This is a genomic window from Ruegeria sp. AF2, assembly GCF_056542025.1.
Map to the genome: position 1 here is coordinate 45,306 of NZ_JBQFZC010000003.1, position 18,732 is coordinate 64,037.

Annotated in this window: 15 protein-coding genes; 11 read left to right on the top strand and 4 right to left on the bottom strand. The window is 57.6% G+C overall.

The window, feature by feature from the left end; genetic code table 11:
- Window positions 1-29 precede the first annotated feature (29 nt).
- The 3 genes from ACR0NM_RS10970 to mdoH are packed head-to-tail and all read left to right on the top strand — an operon-like array spanning window position 30 to window position 4,611.
- Entirely contained in the window at window positions 30-1,247 is a 1,218-nt protein-coding gene (locus ACR0NM_RS10970) for an OpgC family protein (RefSeq protein ID WP_170594865.1), read from the top strand.
- Window positions 1,244-2,743, top strand: a complete 1,500-nt coding sequence (locus ACR0NM_RS10975; protein ID WP_480614681.1) for an OpgD/OpgG family glucan biosynthesis protein — start codon at window positions 1,244-1,246, stop codon at window positions 2,741-2,743. Before ACR0NM_RS10970 ends, ACR0NM_RS10975 begins: the two co-directional genes overlap by 4 nt.
- Entirely contained in the window at window positions 2,740-4,611 is a 1,872-nt protein-coding gene (gene mdoH, locus ACR0NM_RS10980) for a glucans biosynthesis glucosyltransferase MdoH (RefSeq protein ID WP_480614684.1), read from the top strand. The genes ACR0NM_RS10975 and mdoH overlap by 4 nt, the downstream gene beginning before the upstream one ends.
- On the opposite strand, the gene ACR0NM_RS10985 is transcribed toward mdoH, so the two are convergent.
- Together ACR0NM_RS10985 and ACR0NM_RS10990 are read right to left on the bottom strand one after the other, a co-directional pair.
- The gene (locus ACR0NM_RS10985) at window positions 4,612-5,427 is read right to left on the bottom strand and encodes a PHB depolymerase family esterase (RefSeq protein WP_170391879.1); all 816 of its coding nucleotides are present in this window, start codon (window positions 5,425-5,427) and stop codon (window positions 4,612-4,614) included.
- Window positions 5,424-5,897 carry a rhodanese-like domain-containing protein gene (locus tag ACR0NM_RS10990; RefSeq protein WP_170401273.1) on the bottom strand — a complete coding sequence of 158 codons (474 nt, stop codon included), beginning with the start codon at window positions 5,895-5,897 and terminating at the stop codon, window positions 5,424-5,426. The genes ACR0NM_RS10985 and ACR0NM_RS10990 overlap by 4 nt, the downstream gene beginning before the upstream one ends.
- A gap of 220 nt (window positions 5,898-6,117) precedes the next feature.
- Between ACR0NM_RS10990 and ACR0NM_RS10995 the strand changes: the two genes are divergently transcribed.
- Genes ACR0NM_RS10995 through selD form a run of 7 tightly spaced genes read left to right on the top strand, consistent with a single transcriptional unit; the run spans window position 6,118 to window position 14,204 of the window.
- Complete coding sequence (locus ACR0NM_RS10995; protein ID WP_170401275.1) at window positions 6,118-8,988, top strand: monovalent cation/H+ antiporter subunit A; 2,871 nt, start codon at window positions 6,118-6,120, stop codon at window positions 8,986-8,988.
- On the top strand, window positions 8,988-9,347 hold the full coding sequence (locus tag ACR0NM_RS11000; RefSeq protein ID WP_170391885.1) for a Na+/H+ antiporter subunit C: 360 nt from the start codon (window positions 8,988-8,990) through the stop codon (window positions 9,345-9,347). The genes ACR0NM_RS10995 and ACR0NM_RS11000 overlap by 1 nt, the downstream gene beginning before the upstream one ends.
- Window positions 9,344-10,882, top strand: coding sequence for a monovalent cation/H+ antiporter subunit D (locus tag ACR0NM_RS11005; RefSeq protein WP_480614687.1), 1,539 nt, complete (start codon window positions 9,344-9,346; stop codon window positions 10,880-10,882). Before ACR0NM_RS11000 ends, ACR0NM_RS11005 begins: the two co-directional genes overlap by 4 nt.
- The gene (locus tag ACR0NM_RS11010; protein WP_170392908.1) at window positions 10,882-11,379 is read left to right on the top strand and encodes a Na+/H+ antiporter subunit E; all 498 of its coding nucleotides are present in this window, start codon (window positions 10,882-10,884) and stop codon (window positions 11,377-11,379) included. Before ACR0NM_RS11005 ends, ACR0NM_RS11010 begins: the two co-directional genes overlap by 1 nt.
- Complete coding sequence (locus ACR0NM_RS11015; RefSeq protein ID WP_170391889.1) at window positions 11,376-11,645, top strand: K+/H+ antiporter subunit F; 270 nt, start codon at window positions 11,376-11,378, stop codon at window positions 11,643-11,645. Before ACR0NM_RS11010 ends, ACR0NM_RS11015 begins: the two co-directional genes overlap by 4 nt.
- Window positions 11,646-11,652: 7 nt before the next feature.
- Complete coding sequence (locus ACR0NM_RS11020) at window positions 11,653-12,039, top strand: Na+/H+ antiporter subunit G (protein WP_170401276.1); 387 nt, start codon at window positions 11,653-11,655, stop codon at window positions 12,037-12,039.
- A 5-nt stretch (window positions 12,040-12,044) separates the two neighbouring features.
- The gene (gene selD, locus ACR0NM_RS11025; protein ID WP_480614690.1) at window positions 12,045-14,204 is read left to right on the top strand and encodes a selenide, water dikinase SelD; all 2,160 of its coding nucleotides are present in this window, start codon (window positions 12,045-12,047) and stop codon (window positions 14,202-14,204) included.
- Here the strand turns inward: selD and mnmH are convergent.
- Entirely contained in the window at window positions 14,195-15,247 is a 1,053-nt protein-coding gene (gene mnmH, locus ACR0NM_RS11030; RefSeq protein WP_480614692.1) for a tRNA 2-selenouridine(34) synthase MnmH, read from the bottom strand. The two genes, selD and mnmH, sit on opposite strands and share 10 nt — an antisense overlap.
- Window positions 15,248-15,398: 151 nt before the next feature.
- On the opposite strand from mnmH, the gene ACR0NM_RS11035 reads away from it, so the two are divergent.
- Window positions 15,399-17,051, top strand: a complete 1,653-nt coding sequence (locus ACR0NM_RS11035) for a tetratricopeptide repeat-containing sulfotransferase family protein (RefSeq protein WP_480614695.1) — start codon at window positions 15,399-15,401, stop codon at window positions 17,049-17,051.
- Between the two features lie 52 nt (window positions 17,052-17,103).
- Here ACR0NM_RS11035 and ACR0NM_RS11040 read toward each other — a convergent pair whose 3' ends face one another.
- Complete coding sequence (locus tag ACR0NM_RS11040; protein WP_170732881.1) at window positions 17,104-18,687, bottom strand: bifunctional metallophosphatase/5'-nucleotidase; 1,584 nt, start codon at window positions 18,685-18,687, stop codon at window positions 17,104-17,106.
- Window positions 18,688-18,732: the final 45 nt, after the last annotated feature.

Here is an 18,732-nt window from a genome sequence, read left to right on the forward strand (position 1 = left end):
AATAAAAGACCAAGAAGGACAGAAACCGTATGGCGACCGCATCGCCCGCTTCTGATTTTGCTCCGGTGGCGTCTCAGGTCGCCGCCCCCGCCGCTACGCGCGATCCGCGGTTGGATTTCTATCGCGGCATCGCGATGTTCATCATCCTGATTGCCCATATTCCGAACGATCCGTGGGCCAAATGGATACCTGCCCGTTTTGGCTTTTCGGACGCAACCGAGATCTTCGTATTCTGTTCAGGCATGGCTTCAGCAATTGCTTTTGGGGGGGCGTTCATGCGCAAAGGCTGGTGGATGGGCACCGCACGCGTGAGCTTTCGCATCTGGCAGGTCTACTGGGCGCATATCTGCCTGTTCTTCTTTGTCGCGATGACAATGGCGGCCCTGAACCAGAGTGGGCTGTTCGAGAAAAACTATATCTCCTCTCTCAATCTACAGCATTTCTTCAACGATCCGGCGTCACAGATCGTCGGACTGTTCACCCTGACCTATGTGCCGAACTACTTCGATATTCTACCGATGTATCTGGTGGTACTGGCGATGATGCCCCTGTTTATGGGGCTATATCGTATCGGATTCTGGGCGGTCGCCATGGCCTCGGTCACGATTTGGCTCGTTGCACAATTCGACTACCTTGACCTGCCGGCCGAGCCCTGGTCAGAGCGCCAGTGGTTCTTCAACCCATTCGGGTGGCAATTGCTGTTCTTCACCGGCTTTGCGTTCATGCGAGGTTGGATTCCAGCGCCGCCGGTGTCGAAAACTCTGATCTGGGCGGCAGCATTGTTTTTGATCTTCTCGATGCCGTTCGGCTCGTGGAAGGTATTCACTTGGATCAATGCAGCAGCCCCTGATCTGGCTGATGAGATTCGCAAGGTCTGGCCAGTGACCAAAGAATTTCGCGACAAGACCGACTTTGGTCTATTCCGATATCTGCATTTTCTGTCGCTTGCCTATCTGGGTTGGGTTATCGCCGGTGAGCATGGCCGTCGCCTGATAGCGACCGGTCATGGGGCAGCCGCAAAGGTCTGGCAGTTCCTGCTGACCATCATCACCAAAGTGGGTCAGCAATCGCTCGCGGTGTTCGTATTTTCTATGGCAGCAGCACGACTTATCGGCGTCGGACTGGACCTGAGTGGGCGGGATGTTGCCAGTGTGTTCATCGCCAACATGATTGGCTTTGCCATGATCATCGGCGTGGCTTATCTGGCCGCCTGGTTCAAGTCACAACCTTGGAAATCAAAGAAATGAACTTTACACGTCGCGCTTTTCTCGCCTCATCAACGGCTCTGGCCTTCGCCCCAGCGGCATATGCCACAGGTGGAGAGACCCCGTTCAGCCGAGACGACGTCATCGCAATGGCCCGCGATCTGGCCAGCCGTGATTATGCCGAGCGTGAGATGGTTCCGCAGGAGTGGCAGGACCTAACGTATCAGCAATACCGTTCAATCCGGTTCCGGCTGGATCGCGCGCTGTGGTACGAGACCGAGACGCCCTTCAACGTCGATTTTTTCACGCCGGGCCTGTATTTTCCACGCACAGTGAAAGTGTCGACCGTCGAGGAAGGTATGACCAAGCCGGTCGCCTTTGATCTGGCCATGTTCGATAAGTCTGAAGACGTACCTGAGCTGCCCATTGACGACACGCTGGGCTTTTCAGGTCTACGCCTGCGTACTGAGATGCACCGTCCTGGCGAGACAGACGAGTTCTGCGTTTGGCAAGGGGCCAGCTATTTCCGCGCCATCGGTTTGCACGAAGTCTATGGCCTTTCGGCCAGAGGGCTCGCCTTGAAGACCGGCGATCCGGATGGCGAGGAATTCCCCGAATTCATTCGTTTCTGGTTGGAGCGTCCAGAACCGGATCAACGTAACATGATCGTTCATGCGCTCATGGACAGCCCCAGCGTTACAGGGGCCTACCGCTTCCACGTTACCGCCGGTTCAGATTGCGTGATGGATATTGAAGCCACCCTGTTCCCACGTACCGAACTGCCCCATGTCGGCATCGCGCCCGGCACATCTATGTTCCTGTTCGATCAGACCAATCACAGCCGTTTCGATGATTTTCGCCCCGCAGTGCACGACAGTGACGGGTTGATGATCCGCAACGGCGCAGGAGAGGTTCTGTGGCGCCCGCTTGCGAACCCGACTCGCCTGCAGATCTCGTCTTTTGTCGACACAAACCCCCGCGGCTTTGGTCTGATGCAACGCAAGCGCAAGTTCTCGGACTATGCGGATCTTGAAGCCAATTATCACAAACGCCCAAGCTTGTGGGTCGAACCCAGCGAAGACTGGGGTAAAGGCACCGTCACGCTTGTTGAAATCCCGGCGGATCAGGAGATTTATGACAACATCGTCGCCTATTGGCGCCCGATGGAACCCTACGCCGCAGGCAGCCAGATTGATCTGTCCTATCGCCTGATCTGGGGCGAGGAACCTCAGCACACCCCTATGGCCCGCGTGATCAACACCGCGATGGGCGACAACACATTCGGCGAGGGCCGTTTAGCTGTGATTGATTTCGAAGCCAGTGAGCTGCTTGACGATCCCGAGGCCATCACGGTGTTTGTCGACTCGCCCCATGCCGAAACTTCAGAAGGCGTTCTGCAGCGTAACCCAGACACGGGCGGGTTGCGGCTGGCGTTCTCATTCGAACCAGGCGAACGCAACCACGTGGAACTGCGCGCGCAGTTGCTGAAAGACAAACAACCAGCCTCTGAAGTCTGGCTTTACCGTTGGACCATATGAACCGCGATCTTCATATCATGCCGCCCGAGGCCCCTCTGGCGATGCCAGCGCAGAACTTTGCGCAGGGATTCCGCGATGCGCAGGTACCTGCCGGGGGTCGAATTCCCTCCGTCGGGTTCTGGCGCGCGCTGGTCTTCTCACCTGCCATGGCGGCGGCTTTGGGTCTGCTCTGGGTCATGTCCGACTGGTTCAGCGCCGAAGGGATTAATCTGGTCGAAGGTATCCTGCTGACGCTAATCTCGTTCAATTTCTTCTGGATTTCCTTCACGGTCTGCACCGTACTGCTGGGCATGGTCTCGCTGTCCCGGCAAGAGCAGCCAAAGCGTGAAGGACGCTCGCAACCATTGCGCGTGGCGCTGTTGACGCCTGTCTATAACGAAGTGCCGTGGAACGTGCTGGGGAACGCCCGTACGATGCTGGAAGACCTGCAGAAACGCGGTGGTCAGCACCACTATGCCATGTTCATTTTATCCGACACGCGCGACCCCGAGATCGCCGCGCAGGAACAGGCCAGCGTTGAGGCGTTGCGGACCACGCTGGCACCGGGGCTTGAACTCTATTACCGCCGCCGCCCCCAGAATACGGATCGCAAGGTCGGTAATATTGCCGATTGGGTCAGCCGCTGGGGCGCGAACTGGGATGCGATGTTGGTGCTGGATGCCGACAGCCTGATGACGGGTCGCGCGATCTCGCGCCTGACAGATGCGCTGGCGCGCGATCCCGGCGCGGGCCTGATCCAAAGTTATCCGCAGCTGATTGGCGCGCAATCGGTCTTCGCCCGGATGCAGCAGTTTGCCAACGGCGTCTATGGTATCGCCTTTGCCGAAGGCCTCGCGCGCTGGTGCGGGCAAGAAGGCAATTATTGGGGCCACAACGCCATCATTCGCACCTGTGCATTTGCTTCTAGCGCAGGTCTACCCAAGTTGCGGTCGCTAAACGGACAAGACAAGCTGATCATGAGCCACGATTTCGTCGAGGCCGGATTGCTGCGCCGCGCAGGATGGGCCGTGCGCTTTCTGCCGCGCATACGCGGATCATATGAGGAAACGCCCCCCACCCTCATTGACCACGCAATGCGCGATCGCCGCTGGTGTCAGGGCAACCTGCAGCACCTGAAACTGCTGGGTTCGACCGGCTTCCGCGCAGTCTCGCGGTTCCATATGTTCCACGGCGCGGTCGGATATCTGATGTCGCCGCTATGGTTTGCACTTTTGGTGATGTGGGCCTTGATCGGTCAGGGCAAGGACGCCTCGGTCCTGCATTACTTCAGCCCGGACAATCCGCTGTTCCCGCAATGGCCAGAAATGTCCGAAACACGCCATGTGCTGATCATTCTGGTGATGTATGCGATGCTATTGGCGCCCAAGGTTTTGGGCGTCGCTGCCCTGCCCCTCAGCGGTGTGCGCTATTCCGATTTCGGCGGAACGCGAAAATTCTTCACTTCATTTCTGTCCGAAGTCATCCTGTCGATCCTCTATGCCCCTATACTTATGGTGCAGCAGATGATTGCAGTGTTCCGCACCGCGTTGGGCATTCAAAAGGGCTGGTCCCCGCAAGCGCGCGATGGTGGCAGCTACGGGCTGCGCACGCTGATCCTGTGCCACAGCCTTGAGACTATCATCGGCGTCGCGCTTAGCGTTGGCATCCTCGCCGGTCTGGTCTCGGTCTGGCTGGCCCCGATTGCGATCAGCCTGGCACTGGCGATCCCACTGTCTGCGCTCAGCGGCGTATCGGCAGGCACCGCGCGCCGTATGGTTGGTATGCGCGAAGATGTCAGTGAGCCTGCAATTACACGCTCGGCCCGGCGCTATCGCGATGAGTTGAAGCGATTGATCGAAGGCAAGGGCGTGATCACACCGGCGGAATGATCACCCGCCGGGTAAGCCTTCGTACCAGTCTACCATCATATCAGCCCAGCCGTTTGGCACCGTATGGCCGCCCGGGAACAGAGCAAATTCCAAGGCGCTACCTTCGGCACATCCCATCCAGTTGCGACGCATAAACTGGCCCGTGGTAGAAAACCCGCTGGGCTTGGTATCGGCACACTCATTGGCGACCCGCCAGATTTCCAATCCGGCAAAGATATCGCCCTGGTGGAAACGGCCTCCGCCCAAAAGGCGGCCCTCCAGCGGCACCACATTGTCCGTCCAACCATGGGTGTGGAACATGCGTACCGGACCATCACAGCTTTCGGGATGTGGCCGCCAGAACCCGCCTGAAACCGGGACATAAGCAGAAAATGAATCCGGCGCAGCGCAGGCGAGGTAATAAACCATGAACGCGCCAGCCGAGAAGCCGCCCAGCACCACGCGATCCGGGTCGATATCAAACCGGTCGGCAGCGTCCTGCACTACTTCACGAAGAAACGCGGGTTCATCCCGACCTTCCCAACCGGGAAAGAAGTTCCAGCTTTTTCGGCCGTTTCTCTCGGACCCTTCCGGTGCCATCACCGCGTAGCCGCGCGCCAGCAGTGGCTCGACCATGGATCGGTTCTTGAGCGTACCGGTGGCGCTGCCGCCATAGCCGTGCAGGAACACAACCAGCGGAGGGTTCTCCGCTTTCGGCAGTTCGATGTGATATCCGCCTGATGCGGTTTCGCACATCCCCTCGGTATCGCCACAAGCCGCAAGGCCGGGTTGCCCGGCAAAAACAAAGCACGCGGCCAACCAGTGTCTGACACTCATCCCGTTTCCTCTTCATAATCGTTGACAGGCAACCCAGCCCGCACCCAACCGGGCCCGGCCGCCGAACCCAGCATGCCCTCGGGCACGTCGATGATATTGGTAAATCCAGCCTCAGTCAGTCGATTGCTTAATCGTGCCGAGCGCACCCCGCGTGCACAGATCAGTGCGACAGGTGCAGATCGGTCCCCGCCGAGCAGGTGGTCCAAGGCCTGCACGAAATCCTCACGGCGCATGTCGAGCGGATGGGCCGCTTCGGCGACCCCGGTCGCCCGCCATTCGCGTGGGGTTCGGATATCGATAAGATGGATCGCGCCGTCGAGAGCCTGTTGATGGGCGGTGGCCGCCGCTATCTGACCACCAGCATAGGCCTGCGGGATCAGCCGGTATTCGCGGATTGCGAAACCCGCTGCAATGGCGGCCCCTCCGCCCAATAGGACCCATCTGCGGGTTCGGCGTTTCCCTTCTGCCATGCGGCACTCTCCTGCATTGTCAGATCGGTATTATCATATGGCAATTCGCGACGCTTTCAGGAAATCCAACCCTCAGATCAAGTTCGCGTCATAGTTACACAGGTAGATCACGTCCAATATGTGCGCTTTAGGACCTTTCGGAACCTTGCAATTTCCGGACAGTCAATAAATTATCCCTAGTAATTCAGTCATATTGACCGCACAGACCGGAGTATCGCACTTGTCCCTATTCCTTATCGCGGCCCTTCCCTTCCTCGGAGCTGTCTTTCCGGCCCTCCTGATCCGGGCAGGACGAAACGCAGCAGCATCAGCGGCTGGGTTGACCACCTTCCTCGCGTTGATGGGATTGCTGATCCACATTCCCAGCGTCATGCGCGGTGATGTTGTGACCGCGCGGTTCGACTGGATACCCGGGCTTGGACTAAACGCGAACTTCATGCTGGACGGCCTGGGTTTTTTGTTCGCCCTGCTGATCCTGGGCATCGGTCTTCTGATCATCCTCTACGCACGATTCTACTTGTCGCGCGAGGATCCGATGGGGCAGTTCTATACCTACCTGCTGCTGTTTCAGGGCGCGATGGTGGGAATTGTTCTGTCTGACAATATCCTGCTTCTGCTAATATTCTGGGAACTTACGTCGCTCAGTTCATTCTTGCTGATTGGTTATTGGAAGCACCTGCCCGAGGGTCGTCAAGGCGCGCGTATGGCTTTGGCCGTGACCGGTTCGGGCGGGCTGGCGATGATCGCAGGGATGCTTATCCTCGGCAATATCGTGGGATCTTATGACCTGAGTGTCATTCTGCAGAACAAAGAGCTGATCCAGTCCTCGCCGTACTACCTTCCTGCGCTGATCCTGATCTTGCTTGGCTGTTTCACCAAATCGGCGCAATTCCCGTTCCATTTCTGGCTGCCGCACGCGATGGCGGCTCCGACGCCAGTGTCGGCCTATCTGCACTCGGCCACAATGGTGAAGGCAGGCCTGTTCCTGATGGCCCGGATGTGGCCGGTTCTGGCGGGTACGGATGCGTGGTTCTACATCGTCGCCACTACCGGTTTGATCACCATGCTGCTGGGTGCCGTGATTGCGCTGTTCAAGGATGATCTAAAGGCGCTGTTGGCGTTTTCGACGGTGTCCCATCTGGGTCTCGTGACGATGCTACTGGGCTTTGGCACGACGATCGCCGCTGTTGCAGCCGTCTTCCACATCATCAACCACGCGACGTTCAAGGCGGCCTTGTTCATGACCGCCGGGATCGTGGACCACGAGACCGGCACACGCGATGTCAAACGGCTGGGTGGTTTGCGGCATCTGATGCCGATCACGTTTACTATCGGCACCATCGCTGCCCTGTCGATGGCCGGTCTGCCACCGCTGAATGGTTTCCTCTCGAAAGAGATGATGCTGGAAGAGACAGTCCACACGACTTGGCTTAACTCGCCTTACTTGGTACCCGGCTTGGCGCTTCTGGCTGCGCTATTTTCAGCGGCCTACTCCTTTCGCTTTGTCAGCCATGTCTTCCTTGGGCCCGAGCGGGACGATTACCCCGCGCATCCGCATGACCCGCCTGTCGGTCTTTGGTTGGCGCCGGCGTTCCTTGTGGTGCTGGTCGTCCTGATCGGTCTTTATTCCGCAGCCATTGTTGGCCCGCTTGTCGCGGTTGTCTCCAGCGCGGTGATCGGGGGCGAGAAGCTGCCTTATTACTCGCTGAAACTGTGGCACGGCTTTACACCTGCGCTTTACATGTCGGTGGTCGCGACGCTGGGAGGCCTGTTCCTGCTGTCGTTGCACAAACGCGGCGACCAGATATGGAACGCCCTGCCCCGGCCCGAGGCAAAGGTGATCTTCGAGGCAATCATCGACGCGCTGACCCGTCTCAGCCGCTGGATTACGGACGAGCTGCATAATGGTGTGCTCAGCCGGTATGCGATCATCTTCGTGGCTTTTGTCGTTGGGCTTGGCTACTACGCCTACACCACCGGCACCATTGGCGTTGAAACACGCGTACCGCTTGAGGCTCAGGTCATCCCGATCATCGGCTGGATCTGTCTGGTGGGTGCGACGCTGGCGATCATGTGGTTCCACCGCAACCGTCTGCTGTCACTGGTGTTGATCGGGGTGGTTGGCCTGATCGTTTCGATGGCATTCAACTACCTTTCTGCCCCCGATCTGGCGCTGACACAGATTTCGGTCGAAGTGGTGACGATGATCCTGCTGTTGTTGTCGCTGAACTTTCTGCCGACCGACACACCCTGGGACAGCAGCGCGGCACGGCGTTGGCGTGATGCGGCAATTTCGGTGGTTGCCGGGATCGGCTCAGGCGCTTTGATCTATGCGCTGATGATGCGGGATTTTGCTTTCCCAACGATCTCGGAATTCCATCTGGCCAATTCGTACAAAGGTGGCGGTGGCACCAACGTCGTGAACGTGATCCTCGTCGACTTCCGGGGTTTTGATACCTTTGGCGAGATCATCGTGCTGGGCATCGCAGCCCTGATCATCTACGCCCTGACCGAAGCAGTGCTGAGCACCAATGTGCGCAGTTACCTGCTGAACCGTAAACCACATTGGCCGCAGTCGGGTGACTCTCACCCATTGATGATGGTGGTCGTCACCCGCGTGATGATGCCCATCGCATTGATGGTCGGGGCCTATATCTTCTTCCGAGGCCACAACCAGCCCGGCGGCGGCTTCATCGCAGGCCTCATCGTCGCGATCGCCTTCCTGATGCAATATATGGCCAGCGGCTATACCTGGGCGATTGAACGGCAGCGGTTCTACTATCACGGCACCATCGGTTGGGGCGTTCTGATCGCCGCTGCCACTGGTCTGGGTGCATGGTTCAATGAACGCCCGTTCCTGACCAGCGATTTCGGTTATATCCACTGGCCCCCGCTGGAAGAATTCGAATGGGCCACCGCGATTCTGTTCGATACCGGCGTCTTCCTTGCGGTACTGGGCGCTGTGATGCTGGCGCTCGACAGCCTGTCGCGCTTCGCGTGGCAGCCGGGAATGGCACAAGAATTCCCGATGGATATCAACCCGCTGCGGGATAGCCCTCAGGATGAAGATAACGAGAAGGAGCAGGCCTGATGGAAGCGCTCGTAGCCTCTGCAGTCGGCGTCATGACCGCCGCCGGGATATTTCTGATCCTGCGCCGTCGTACATTCCCAGTCATTCTGGGCCTGTCCCTGATCACCTATGCGGTGAACGTGTTCCTATTCGCCACCGGGCGGCTGGCGCTGAACGCACCTGCCGTTCTGAACAAATATGAAGATGTCCCCTATACCGACCCGCTGCCGCAGGCGCTGGTGCTGACGGCCATCGTGATCTCATTCGGGATGACGGCGGTGATCGTGATGATCTCGCTGTCTGCCTATCTGTCCTCGAAGGATGACCATATCGATATGAGCGCAAGCGATAGCGTGGACGCGCCGGGAGAAGACGCATGAACCATTGGATCGTCGCGCCGATCGTCCTGCCCGCGATCCTGGCCCCGTTTATCATTATGGTGTTGCGATATCATTTGGACCTTCAACGCATCTTCTCGGTCGCCGGCGTCGTGGGATTGCTGGGTATCGCCTTGACCATTACCGCCCAGGCATCGGGTGGCGAGGTTCAGGTGTATGAGCTCGGCAACTGGCCCGCACCGTTCGGCATCGTAATGGTGTTGGACAAACTTTCGGCCATGATGGTGTTGTTGACGGCCCTGCTGGCCCTGCCGGTTGTCCTTTATGCCATCGGCTCTGGCTGGGATGAGAGAGGCAAACACTTCCATGCTCTACTCCATTTTCAGCTAATGGGTGTCTGCGGTGCTTTTCTGACCGGCGACGCCTTCAACCTCTTTGTGTTTTTCGAGGTCCTGCTGATTGCCTCTTACGGCCTCATGACGCATGCAGGTGGCGCAGTGCGGTTGAAGGCCGGTGTTCAGTACGTCGCCTATAACCTGCTCGGCTCGACCTTGTTCCTGTTTGCCTTGGGCACGATCTATGCTGTGACCGGCACGCTCAACATGGCTGATCTGGCCGTTCGCGTGGCCGATATCCCACCCGAAGACACCGCCTTGCTGCGGGTTGGAGCAGTCTTGCTATTACTGGTTTTCTGTATCAAGGCTGCAGTGTTGCCACTGCATTTCTGGCTTCCTGCAAGCTACGCAAATGCACCGCTGCCCGTTGCGGCGCTGTTCGCGATCATGACCAAAGTCGGTGCTTATTCGATCCTGCGGGTCTATACGCTGGTCTTTGGGCCCGATGTAGCCGCAACCGAAGGGCTAGTCGGTAGTTGGCTACAACCTGCAGCACTGCTGACATTGGCCGTTGGCGCTATTGGCATTCTGGGCTCGCAACATATCGCGCGAATGGTGGCCTTTTGCGCCATCGCATCGATGGGCACATTGCTGATTGCGATCTCGTTGTTTAGCGAGGCCGCGACGGCGGCAGCGCTCTACTATATCTTCCATTCGACTCTGGCGACGGCCCTGCTGTTCCTTGTCGCGGACATGGTAATGGAGCGCCGTGGCGGAGCCATAGCCCCTTCGAGGCCGATGCCGCAATCCGGTCTGATCTCAGCCCTGTTCTTTGTCGGCGCCATCGCGATGGCTGGCATGCCGCCACTATCGGGCTTTGTGGGCAAGCTGCTGGTACTGGACGCCTCACGTGGCGCGCCCGATGCAAATGCGGTCTGGGCCGTGATCTTGATCGGGTCGTTCGTCACAATCGTGGGTCTGGCCCGCGCGGGAACGCTGATCTTCTGGAAAAGTCACGACGCCCAACATAATGTGACGCCTGAGCCAACCGAAGAAGCCGGCCTACCAACCGCGCCCGAGCCCTATCCGGGCCTCGCCTTTACTTCGGTGTTCGGGGCGCTTCTGGGACTTGTGCTGCTGACACTGTTTGCAGGTCCGGCGCTGCAATATGCCAGCAACACGGCCGTGCAACTGTTCGCGCCGGAAGATTACATTTCGGCCGTGCTGGGAGGGGAAGAATGATGAAGCTTCTGCACCGTATATTTCCGCATCCCCATCTGACCGCACTACTTACACTGGTGTGGGTGTTTCTGGCAAACACCGGGTCTTTGAACTCGGTGGTCTTTGGCCTGCTACTGGGCATCATCATTCCGTTTATCACTCAGCCCTATTGGCCGGATCGCCCGAAACTGCGCAATTGGCCGATGGTGGCGGAATACATGTTGGTTGTCTTATGGGATATCGTGATGGCCAATATCGCGGTGGCCCGGATCATCCTGTTCAAACGCGACGCAGACCGCCAGCCAAGCTTTGTCAGCGTCCCGCTGGAACTGCGCACGCCCGAGGCCATCACAGTTCTGGCCGGAACCATCACCATGACCCCTGGCACCGTCAGTTGCGATTTGTCCGCACAGGGGCACTACCTGCTGGTTCATTGTCTGGATGCACCGAACCCCGAAGAGGTGCGCGACCAGATCAAACAACGCTATGAGCGCCGCCTGAAGGAGATTTTCGAATGATCACCTATGCGATCTACTTTGCTTTTGCCTGCTTCGGCGCTGCGATCATGATGTGCTTGTGGCGTATCATTACAGCCGACGGTGTCGGTACCCGTGTTCTGGCCCTAGATACAATGGTGATCAACACCATCGCTCTGCTTATCCTTTACGGCTTGAGTATCGAGACCGAAATCTTCTTTGAATCCGCCATGATCATCGCCATGCTCGGCTTTGTCTCAACCGTGGCTTATGCGCGCTTTATGCTGCGTGGCAATATCATCGAATGAGCGTGGCATGACCTTTATCTTCGAACTGCTCATCGCATTCTTCCTGATCGTATCGGGCATTTTCGGCTTTGTCGGATCATTCGGCATGATCAAGCTGAAAGACCCCATGTCCCGCCTGCACGCACCCACCAAGGCAACTACGCTGGGCGTGGGCGGCGTCCTACTGGCCTCGATCGCGCATTCGGTTTTGCTTGAGGGCAAACTGTCGATGCACGAGTTGTTGATCACGCTCTTTCTGTTCCTGACGGCCCCGATCACGGCCCTGTTCATTGCCAAATGGCACATTCATCGCCATGAAAAACCCAGTGATCTACCTGACGCAGGCGAGGATGAGCTTTGGGCCACCCACGCGGTCGAACAGGTCGAGGACGTCCCGGACCACAGTACGAACTGAGACCTATGCACAAACCTCTGCTGCCCCTAACCCGCGATCTGGTTCTGATAGGCGGAGGACACACGCACGCGCTACTGCTGCGCAAATGGGGTATGAAACCGCTGTCCGGCGCGCGGGTTACGGTGATAAACCCCGGTCCCACCGCACCCTATTCGGGCATGTTGCCAGGATTTGTCGCTGGTCACTATCAGCGGTGGGAGCTTGATATTGATTTGGTGCGTCTGGCCCGCTTTGCCGGTGCGCGGGTGATACTGGGCGCAGTTGAAGGTATCGACCCGGACACACGCCAAATCCATGTGCCCGGACGCCCGCCGGTGGCGTTTGATGTGGCCTCGGTCAATGTCGGGATCACCTCAGACATGCCAGCATTGCCGGGATTCGCCGAGCATGCCGTTCCGGCCAAGCCGCTCGGCCTCTTCGCCGCGCAATGGCAAAGCTATCTTTCAGGGACGGGCCGCACCTCAGTCGCGGTAATCGGCGGTGGCGTTGCGGGAGTAGAGCTAGTCATGGCGATGGCCCATGCACTGCGTTCCAAAGGACGTGAAGCGCAGGTTACTTTGATCGACAGCGCAACAGCCCTGACAGCGACTGTCCCGAAGGCATCCGCCACCATCCGGCAGGCGATGGCGCAACTGGGGATCGAAGTTCTGGAAAACACATCAATCCAGAAGATTTCTGCGGGCGAAATCGAGCTAACGGACGGTCGCCAGATACCAGCCGATTTCATCACCGGTGCTGCAGGCGCGCGGCCCTATGAGTGGATATCCAATACCGGCCTCGCGCTGCATGACGGTTTCATCAAGGTTAACGCGTCCCTGCAATCCAGTGATCCGGCGATTTTCGCCGCCGGGGATTGTGCCCATCTGTCCGAGAACCCGCGCCCCAAGGCAGGGGTCTACGCAGTGCGCGAGGCACCAATACTGTATGACAATTTGCGCGCCGCGCTAGGGTCTGGGAGTATGCGGCGTTACGTGCCGCAGAAGGATTACCTGAAACTCATCTCTCTGGGTGGAAAATCCGCACTGGCCGAGCGCTTGGGAACATCATTCAGCGGGCCGCTCATGTGGCAATGGAAAAACCATATCGATCAGAAGTTCATGAACCGGTTCCGTGAACTGCCCCAAATGCCCACCACCGCATTGCCCCGTCATCACGCAGCAGGGCTGCAAGAGGCGTTGGGAGAAAAACCAATGTGCGGCGGGTGTGGTGCAAAGGTGGGTCGAGGCGCTTTGCAGGCCGCACTGCAGGAGTTGCCGCAGCTCGACAGGCCCGACATTACACCCCTGCCCGGTGACGATGCGGCGGTGCTGCTAACCGGTGGCACGCGACAGGTTATGACATCGGATCACTTACGCAGCTTCACCAACGATCCCGCCGTGATGACGCGCATCGCCGCTGTCCACGCGCTTGGTGATATCTGGGCAATGGGCGCTCGTCCGCAGGCTGCGACAGCAACGATCATCCTGCCGCGCATGTCAGCTGAGTTGCAGCAGCGCACAATGGCTGAGATCATGCATATTGCCAGCGACGTCATGCACCAAGCCGGGGCTGAGATCGTCGGCGGCCATAGCTCAATGGGCGACGAAATGACCATCGGGTTCACTCTGACCGGGCTCTGTGATGTTGAACCGATCACGCTGGGTGGCGCAAAACCTAATGACGCTTTGATCCTGACAAAGCTGTTGGGCAGCGGTATTTTGATGGCGGCCGAAATGGCGGGCAAGGCGGAAGGCGCTTGGGTCGCGGCGGCTTTCGCGCAAATGATACAGCCGCAGGGTGAGGCGTCCCGCATCCTGAAAAATGCCCATGCGATGACGGATGTCACCGGTTTTGGTCTGGCGGGTCACCTGCAAGGGGTATGCGAAGCGTCTGGCTGCGGGGCAACCCTGTCTTTGGACGCGATTCCAGCTCTGGAAGGTGCGGCAGAGCTCAGTGATCAGGGCATTCGATCTACAATCTACACCGACAACCGTGCCATCGCCCCAGGCCTTCCGACCGGCGGCAAGGCGGATTTGTTATTCGATCCTCAGACTGCGGGAGGTCTCTTGGCGGCCGTCGATGCCAACGAAGCCGAGCAAGTATGCTCGGAACTACGCGCCGCCGGTTACCCTGCCGCCTTGATTGGTCACATCGACGCGGCACCGGGCCTGCGTGTTCAAAGCTGATCCAGCACCTTCTTGATCCGAGCCACCGTCGCCGACAGCCCGGTATCATCAAGTGACGGTGGCTCAATCTGCGCGATCACTTCGGCACGCTGCGCCTTACGCGATTTGGCATAGGCCGGGTCGTAATGCTGTTCCATCAATGCCTGTGTCAGTCCACGCTTGTCGCCGGCATTGATCAATTCCAGCCAACCATCCACAACCTCATGACCGCGATGAATGCGCAGTGGAGACAATCGATCACGTAGCCGTTCGCTATCCGACAGGATGTCATCGTAGGCAGACACCAGATACGCGGTGCGCGCAGCAATCGGTGCTGTGATCTGGATGCGAGGTGCAGAACACAAGGCCGACCACAGGCTGGGCGGGAGGATCAGGTTTCCGATCTTGGATGATTCTGCTTCAACAACCACAAGACGCGCTGCATCCAGCTCGCCCAAGGAAGCGGCGAGCGCGGATTCGAAGGCTTTCTGACTGGGTTGCCCACCCGGCATTTCGCCCAACAATGAGCCTCGGTGATTGGCCAGCCCTTCAAGGTCCAGCACTTGCGCGCCTTGCGCCTTTAGATGGCCCAACAGGTCTGTCTTGGCCGTCCCGGTATAACCATCCAGCGCGACCAATCGATATGGCAACACTTCATCATAGAGGAACTGCTTTACCAGTCGGCGATAGCTGCGATAGCCGCCTTCAACCACCTCGGCGCGCCAGCCGATTTGTTGCAACATCCAGGTGAATGATCCTGATCGCTGCCCGCCACGCCAGCAATAGACCAGCGGTTTCCAGTCGCCCTCATGATGGCTCAGGTGATCCTCGATATGGCCTGCCGCGTTGCGAAACACCAGCGCAGCACCCAGCTTGCGGGCCAGAAACGGGCTTTGCTGGACGTAGATAGTACCGACCCGTGCCCGTTCTTCATTGTTCAGAACCGGCAGATTGATAGCGCCCGGCATATGGTCTTCGGCGAACTCAGCCGGGCTACGCACGTCGATAATCGTATCAAACGTGTGGTTGTAGAATTGCTGCAGGCTGGAGACTTTCAAAACCATATCAACGGTCTATCCCGCATGGTGCCGGAAGAAAACCCAAGCCGCCGTTGAAGGTACCAGACCATAATACTGAACAGCCATTGCAAACCATCTTCGCTTGGGTAATGAACCATCGATACTGGTTTCTTAATGGCATGGGACGTGCGCACAAATGGCACAGCAGACCGCAAATTCCCTCAAGAGCAAAGCATTGGCCGATCTGGAGACAGGGAAGTTGCCGCAGGCCTTGAAAAAAGCGCAGCTTGGCATCAAGAAACACCCCAAGGATGCCGATTACCAAGCAATCGCAGGCTTTGTCCTGACCGAGATGAAGCGGTACAAGCAATCCATTCCACACTTTGCTGAAGCATCGCGAATGAAACCGGACGATGCTCAATTTGTCGAAAACCTCGCCAACGCGTTGATGCAGACAGGTCAAATTTCGCGCGCGCTATCCTATGCCGAGCAGAAACTTGAACGCTTCCCGAATAACAAAGAACTGGTCCGCGTCATTGATGAAATACAACTCAAGGGACAGAATTGGCGCCTGATCATCGACCATACGACGAAAAAACTGGAAAAAGACCCTGACAATGCAGATTTGCTTTGGTTGCGGGCCCGCGCCTACGGAGAGGTCGGGTTCTCCGATCACAGCTCTCAGGACATTGCCCGCGCTTATGGGATCGCACCTGAAAATGAAAAAATCGCATTGTCGAAAGCCGTAGACTTGTATCAAACGGGCGACAAAGAGGGCTCAAAAACCATTTTGCGCGCTGTACTCGAGAGAAACAAGTTTTGCGCGGCGGCACTCTACCAAATGTCTCTAATGGTGGACAATGACCATGCCGAGAGCCTTGCGCGTGCTGTCGACACCGCAATTTCAGAAAGTGATCACGCCAACTCGGTGCTTGAATTCGCAAAGGCGCACTTGATCTCCAAACGTGATGGGCTGTTTTCGGCGCTCCCCCACCTTGCGCGGGCCAATGCCATTCAACACAACGTGAATCCCTATGACAGTACGCAAGAAGAGAAACGGTTCAAAGAAATCAGCGCGTTTTTTCCCCTGAATGTACCCCCTGCGACTGCAGGCGTAAGCGATGGGCCCAAGCCGATATTCGTGGTCGGACAGCCACGATCAGGCACAACACTGATGGAAATGATGCTTAGTTCGGCACCGGATATCGCCGGCTGTGGAGAGCTGACGATTGCAGGTGAATTATCCCAGAAGGTCAGAGAGAGCGGCAAACCATTTGACGCAGACGCAGCTGCTGAATGTGCAGCAGAGTTTCGCAGGCTGATGCCACCCTTACCCGAAAGCTCGACCGCATTCGTTGACAAGATGCCACACAACTATCAAAGGCTCGGCTTCATATTGTCAGCGTTCCCGAATGCCCGCGTGATCAACATGTTGCGCGATCCAAGGGATGTGGGGCTATCAAAATGGATCAGGCGTTTTCACTCACCAGGTATGCGCTATGCATCCAATCTTGAATCGATTGCCCACTCGGCCAACCTGTACCGGTGCTATCTTTCTCATTGGGAAAAGCTGTTCGGTGATCGTATTCTGACGGTTCGATATGAGGACCTGGTAGTCGACCCCAAAACCTGTATCCAGCAAGTCGCCGCCTTCTGCGGTATCGACTGGGATGAGCGGATGATGACCCCTGAGAAAAATACCATGAAAGTCCGCACCGCCAGCACCGATCAGGTGCGCAAGAAAATCTCAACCGGGTCAATTGGTGGCTGGCAAGAGGTTGCGGATCAAATTCAGCCGATGTTGGATGGGCTGGATCAGGCGTTGTGGCCCGAATACAGGTTCGATTGACCAAAAAAAAGGCCGCCCCGAGAGACGGCCTTTTTTTGCTTCTCCGGTCACATCACTTCTGTTTGATGCGCCCGTCCAGATAAGGCTGATACGGGGCGTTCTCGGCTAGATATTCCGCCGTAACATCCGCCAGATCAGGCCCGAAATCATAGGCGTTCTTGTCATCACCTGAGAACACAGAGTAACCATCGCCGCCATTGCGGACATAGTTGTTTGTCACCACCAGATATGTCGCAGCTGGATCAATAGCTTCGAAACCGCCATCCTTGGCGACCATGACCTCAACAATCCGGCCCTCATTCGGGGCAACCGATGGATCCCAGGTAAATGTCATTCCTGCCACCTGAGGGAAGCGGCCTTTGACCTCTTCAACCTGGCTCACGCCATTTTCAAGCGCGTCAATGACACCCTGACCGCTGATCTCGAAGGTCGAGAGCGTGTTCTGGAACGGCAGAACCGTCAGCACCTCACCCATGGTCACTTCGCCCTCATCGATCGAGGCACGCAACCCACCCGCGTTGGCGATCGCGATCTGAGCACCCTGATCCGCCACTCGGGCAAGCATGGCATCCGCGACTAGATTGCCCATTTCGCATTCCTGCACACGGCAAACATCACGAGAGCCTTCGATAGTTGCACCAGAATTGGCCACAACACGCTGTTTCATCTCTTCTATCGGGGCACCCATTTCGGCAACGCGCGCCGCGATATCCGCGTCCGGCGTGACCGAGGCGTCCAGCAGGATCGGCTCACCCTCTGCCGAAATCAGGTTGCCGTCATCGTCGAAGGTCAGCGTGATCTCACCCAGGTATTTCGAATAGGCATAAGCCTGAACGACCGGAACGTCGCCAACCATCGTCGGATATGCGCCTGCGGCGTCCTCATCCGTGTTCGACAGCAAGGTGTGCGAGTGACCGCCGACCACCAGATCCAGACCCGGCACTTTCTCGGCGATCTCGATATCTTTGGGCAGACCCACATGGGTCAGTGCGATGATGATGTTCACGCCCTCGTCCTGCAGGGCAGCCACATCGGCCTGAAGGCTTTCGATCTCATCCTGAAAGACGACATCTTTGCCGGGGCTCGAAGTTTCCACGGTATCCGTGGCCAGAGCAGAGATGATGCCAACTTTCTGGCCGCCAACATCCAATACGACGTGGTTATCCACTTTGCCTTTCAGTTCCGCCGAAGATGACAGGTCCAGATTGCCCGAAATCACCGGGAAACTGACTGTGTCAACAAATGCGGCCAAGCCCGCAGGGCCGTCGTCGAATTCGTGGTTGCCAACCGCCATAACGTCGTAGCCGATCGCCTCCATGAACTCGGCTTCGGCTGCACCCTTGTAGGTGGTGTAGAACAACGAACCCTGGAACGGATCACCAGCGTCCAGCAGCAGGACATTTTCATCTGCCAGTTCGCCACGCTTTGAATCCACCATGGTCTTCAGGCGCGCGACGCCGCCAAAGCACTTGCCCTCGGCCTCACCTTCCGCGTCGCAGGTCGAGTCGTATTTGTTGATCGACTCGATGCGGCTGTGAATGTCGTTCGTGTGCAGAATCGTAAGCTTGTATTCGGCAGCCGCCATACCGGCGCTGAGCCCCAGTACCGCAGCCGAAGCCAGAAAACGCGTGAACATCTTGAAACTCCCTGTGATTGTTTTGCGCGATGGTGCGCGTTGCGC

Coding starts and splice junctions, on each gene's coding strand:
- ACR0NM_RS10970 (WP_170594865.1), top strand. CDS start 30: ATGGCGACCGCATCGCCCGCTTCTGATTTTGCTCCGGTGGCGTCTCAG.
- ACR0NM_RS10975 (WP_480614681.1), top strand. CDS start 1,244: ATGAACTTTACACGTCGCGCTTTTCTCGCCTCATCAACGGCTCTGGCC.
- mdoH (WP_480614684.1), top strand. CDS start 2,740: ATGAACCGCGATCTTCATATCATGCCGCCCGAGGCCCCTCTGGCGATG.
- ACR0NM_RS10985 (WP_170391879.1), bottom strand. CDS start 5,427: ATGAGTGTCAGACACTGGTTGGCCGCGTGCTTTGTTTTTGCCGGGCAA.
- ACR0NM_RS10990 (WP_170401273.1), bottom strand. CDS start 5,897: ATGGCAGAAGGGAAACGCCGAACCCGCAGATGGGTCCTATTGGGCGGA.
- ACR0NM_RS11000 (WP_170391885.1), top strand. CDS start 8,988: ATGGAAGCGCTCGTAGCCTCTGCAGTCGGCGTCATGACCGCCGCCGGG.
- ACR0NM_RS11005 (WP_480614687.1), top strand. CDS start 9,344: ATGAACCATTGGATCGTCGCGCCGATCGTCCTGCCCGCGATCCTGGCC.
- ACR0NM_RS11010 (WP_170392908.1), top strand. CDS start 10,882: ATGAAGCTTCTGCACCGTATATTTCCGCATCCCCATCTGACCGCACTA.
- ACR0NM_RS11015 (WP_170391889.1), top strand. CDS start 11,376: ATGATCACCTATGCGATCTACTTTGCTTTTGCCTGCTTCGGCGCTGCG.
- ACR0NM_RS11020 (WP_170401276.1), top strand. CDS start 11,653: ATGACCTTTATCTTCGAACTGCTCATCGCATTCTTCCTGATCGTATCG.
- selD (WP_480614690.1), top strand. CDS start 12,045: ATGCACAAACCTCTGCTGCCCCTAACCCGCGATCTGGTTCTGATAGGC.
- mnmH (WP_480614692.1), bottom strand. CDS start 15,247: ATGGTTTTGAAAGTCTCCAGCCTGCAGCAATTCTACAACCACACGTTT.
- ACR0NM_RS11035 (WP_480614695.1), top strand. CDS start 15,399: ATGGCACAGCAGACCGCAAATTCCCTCAAGAGCAAAGCATTGGCCGAT.
- ACR0NM_RS11040 (WP_170732881.1), bottom strand. CDS start 18,687: ATGTTCACGCGTTTTCTGGCTTCGGCTGCGGTACTGGGGCTCAGCGCC.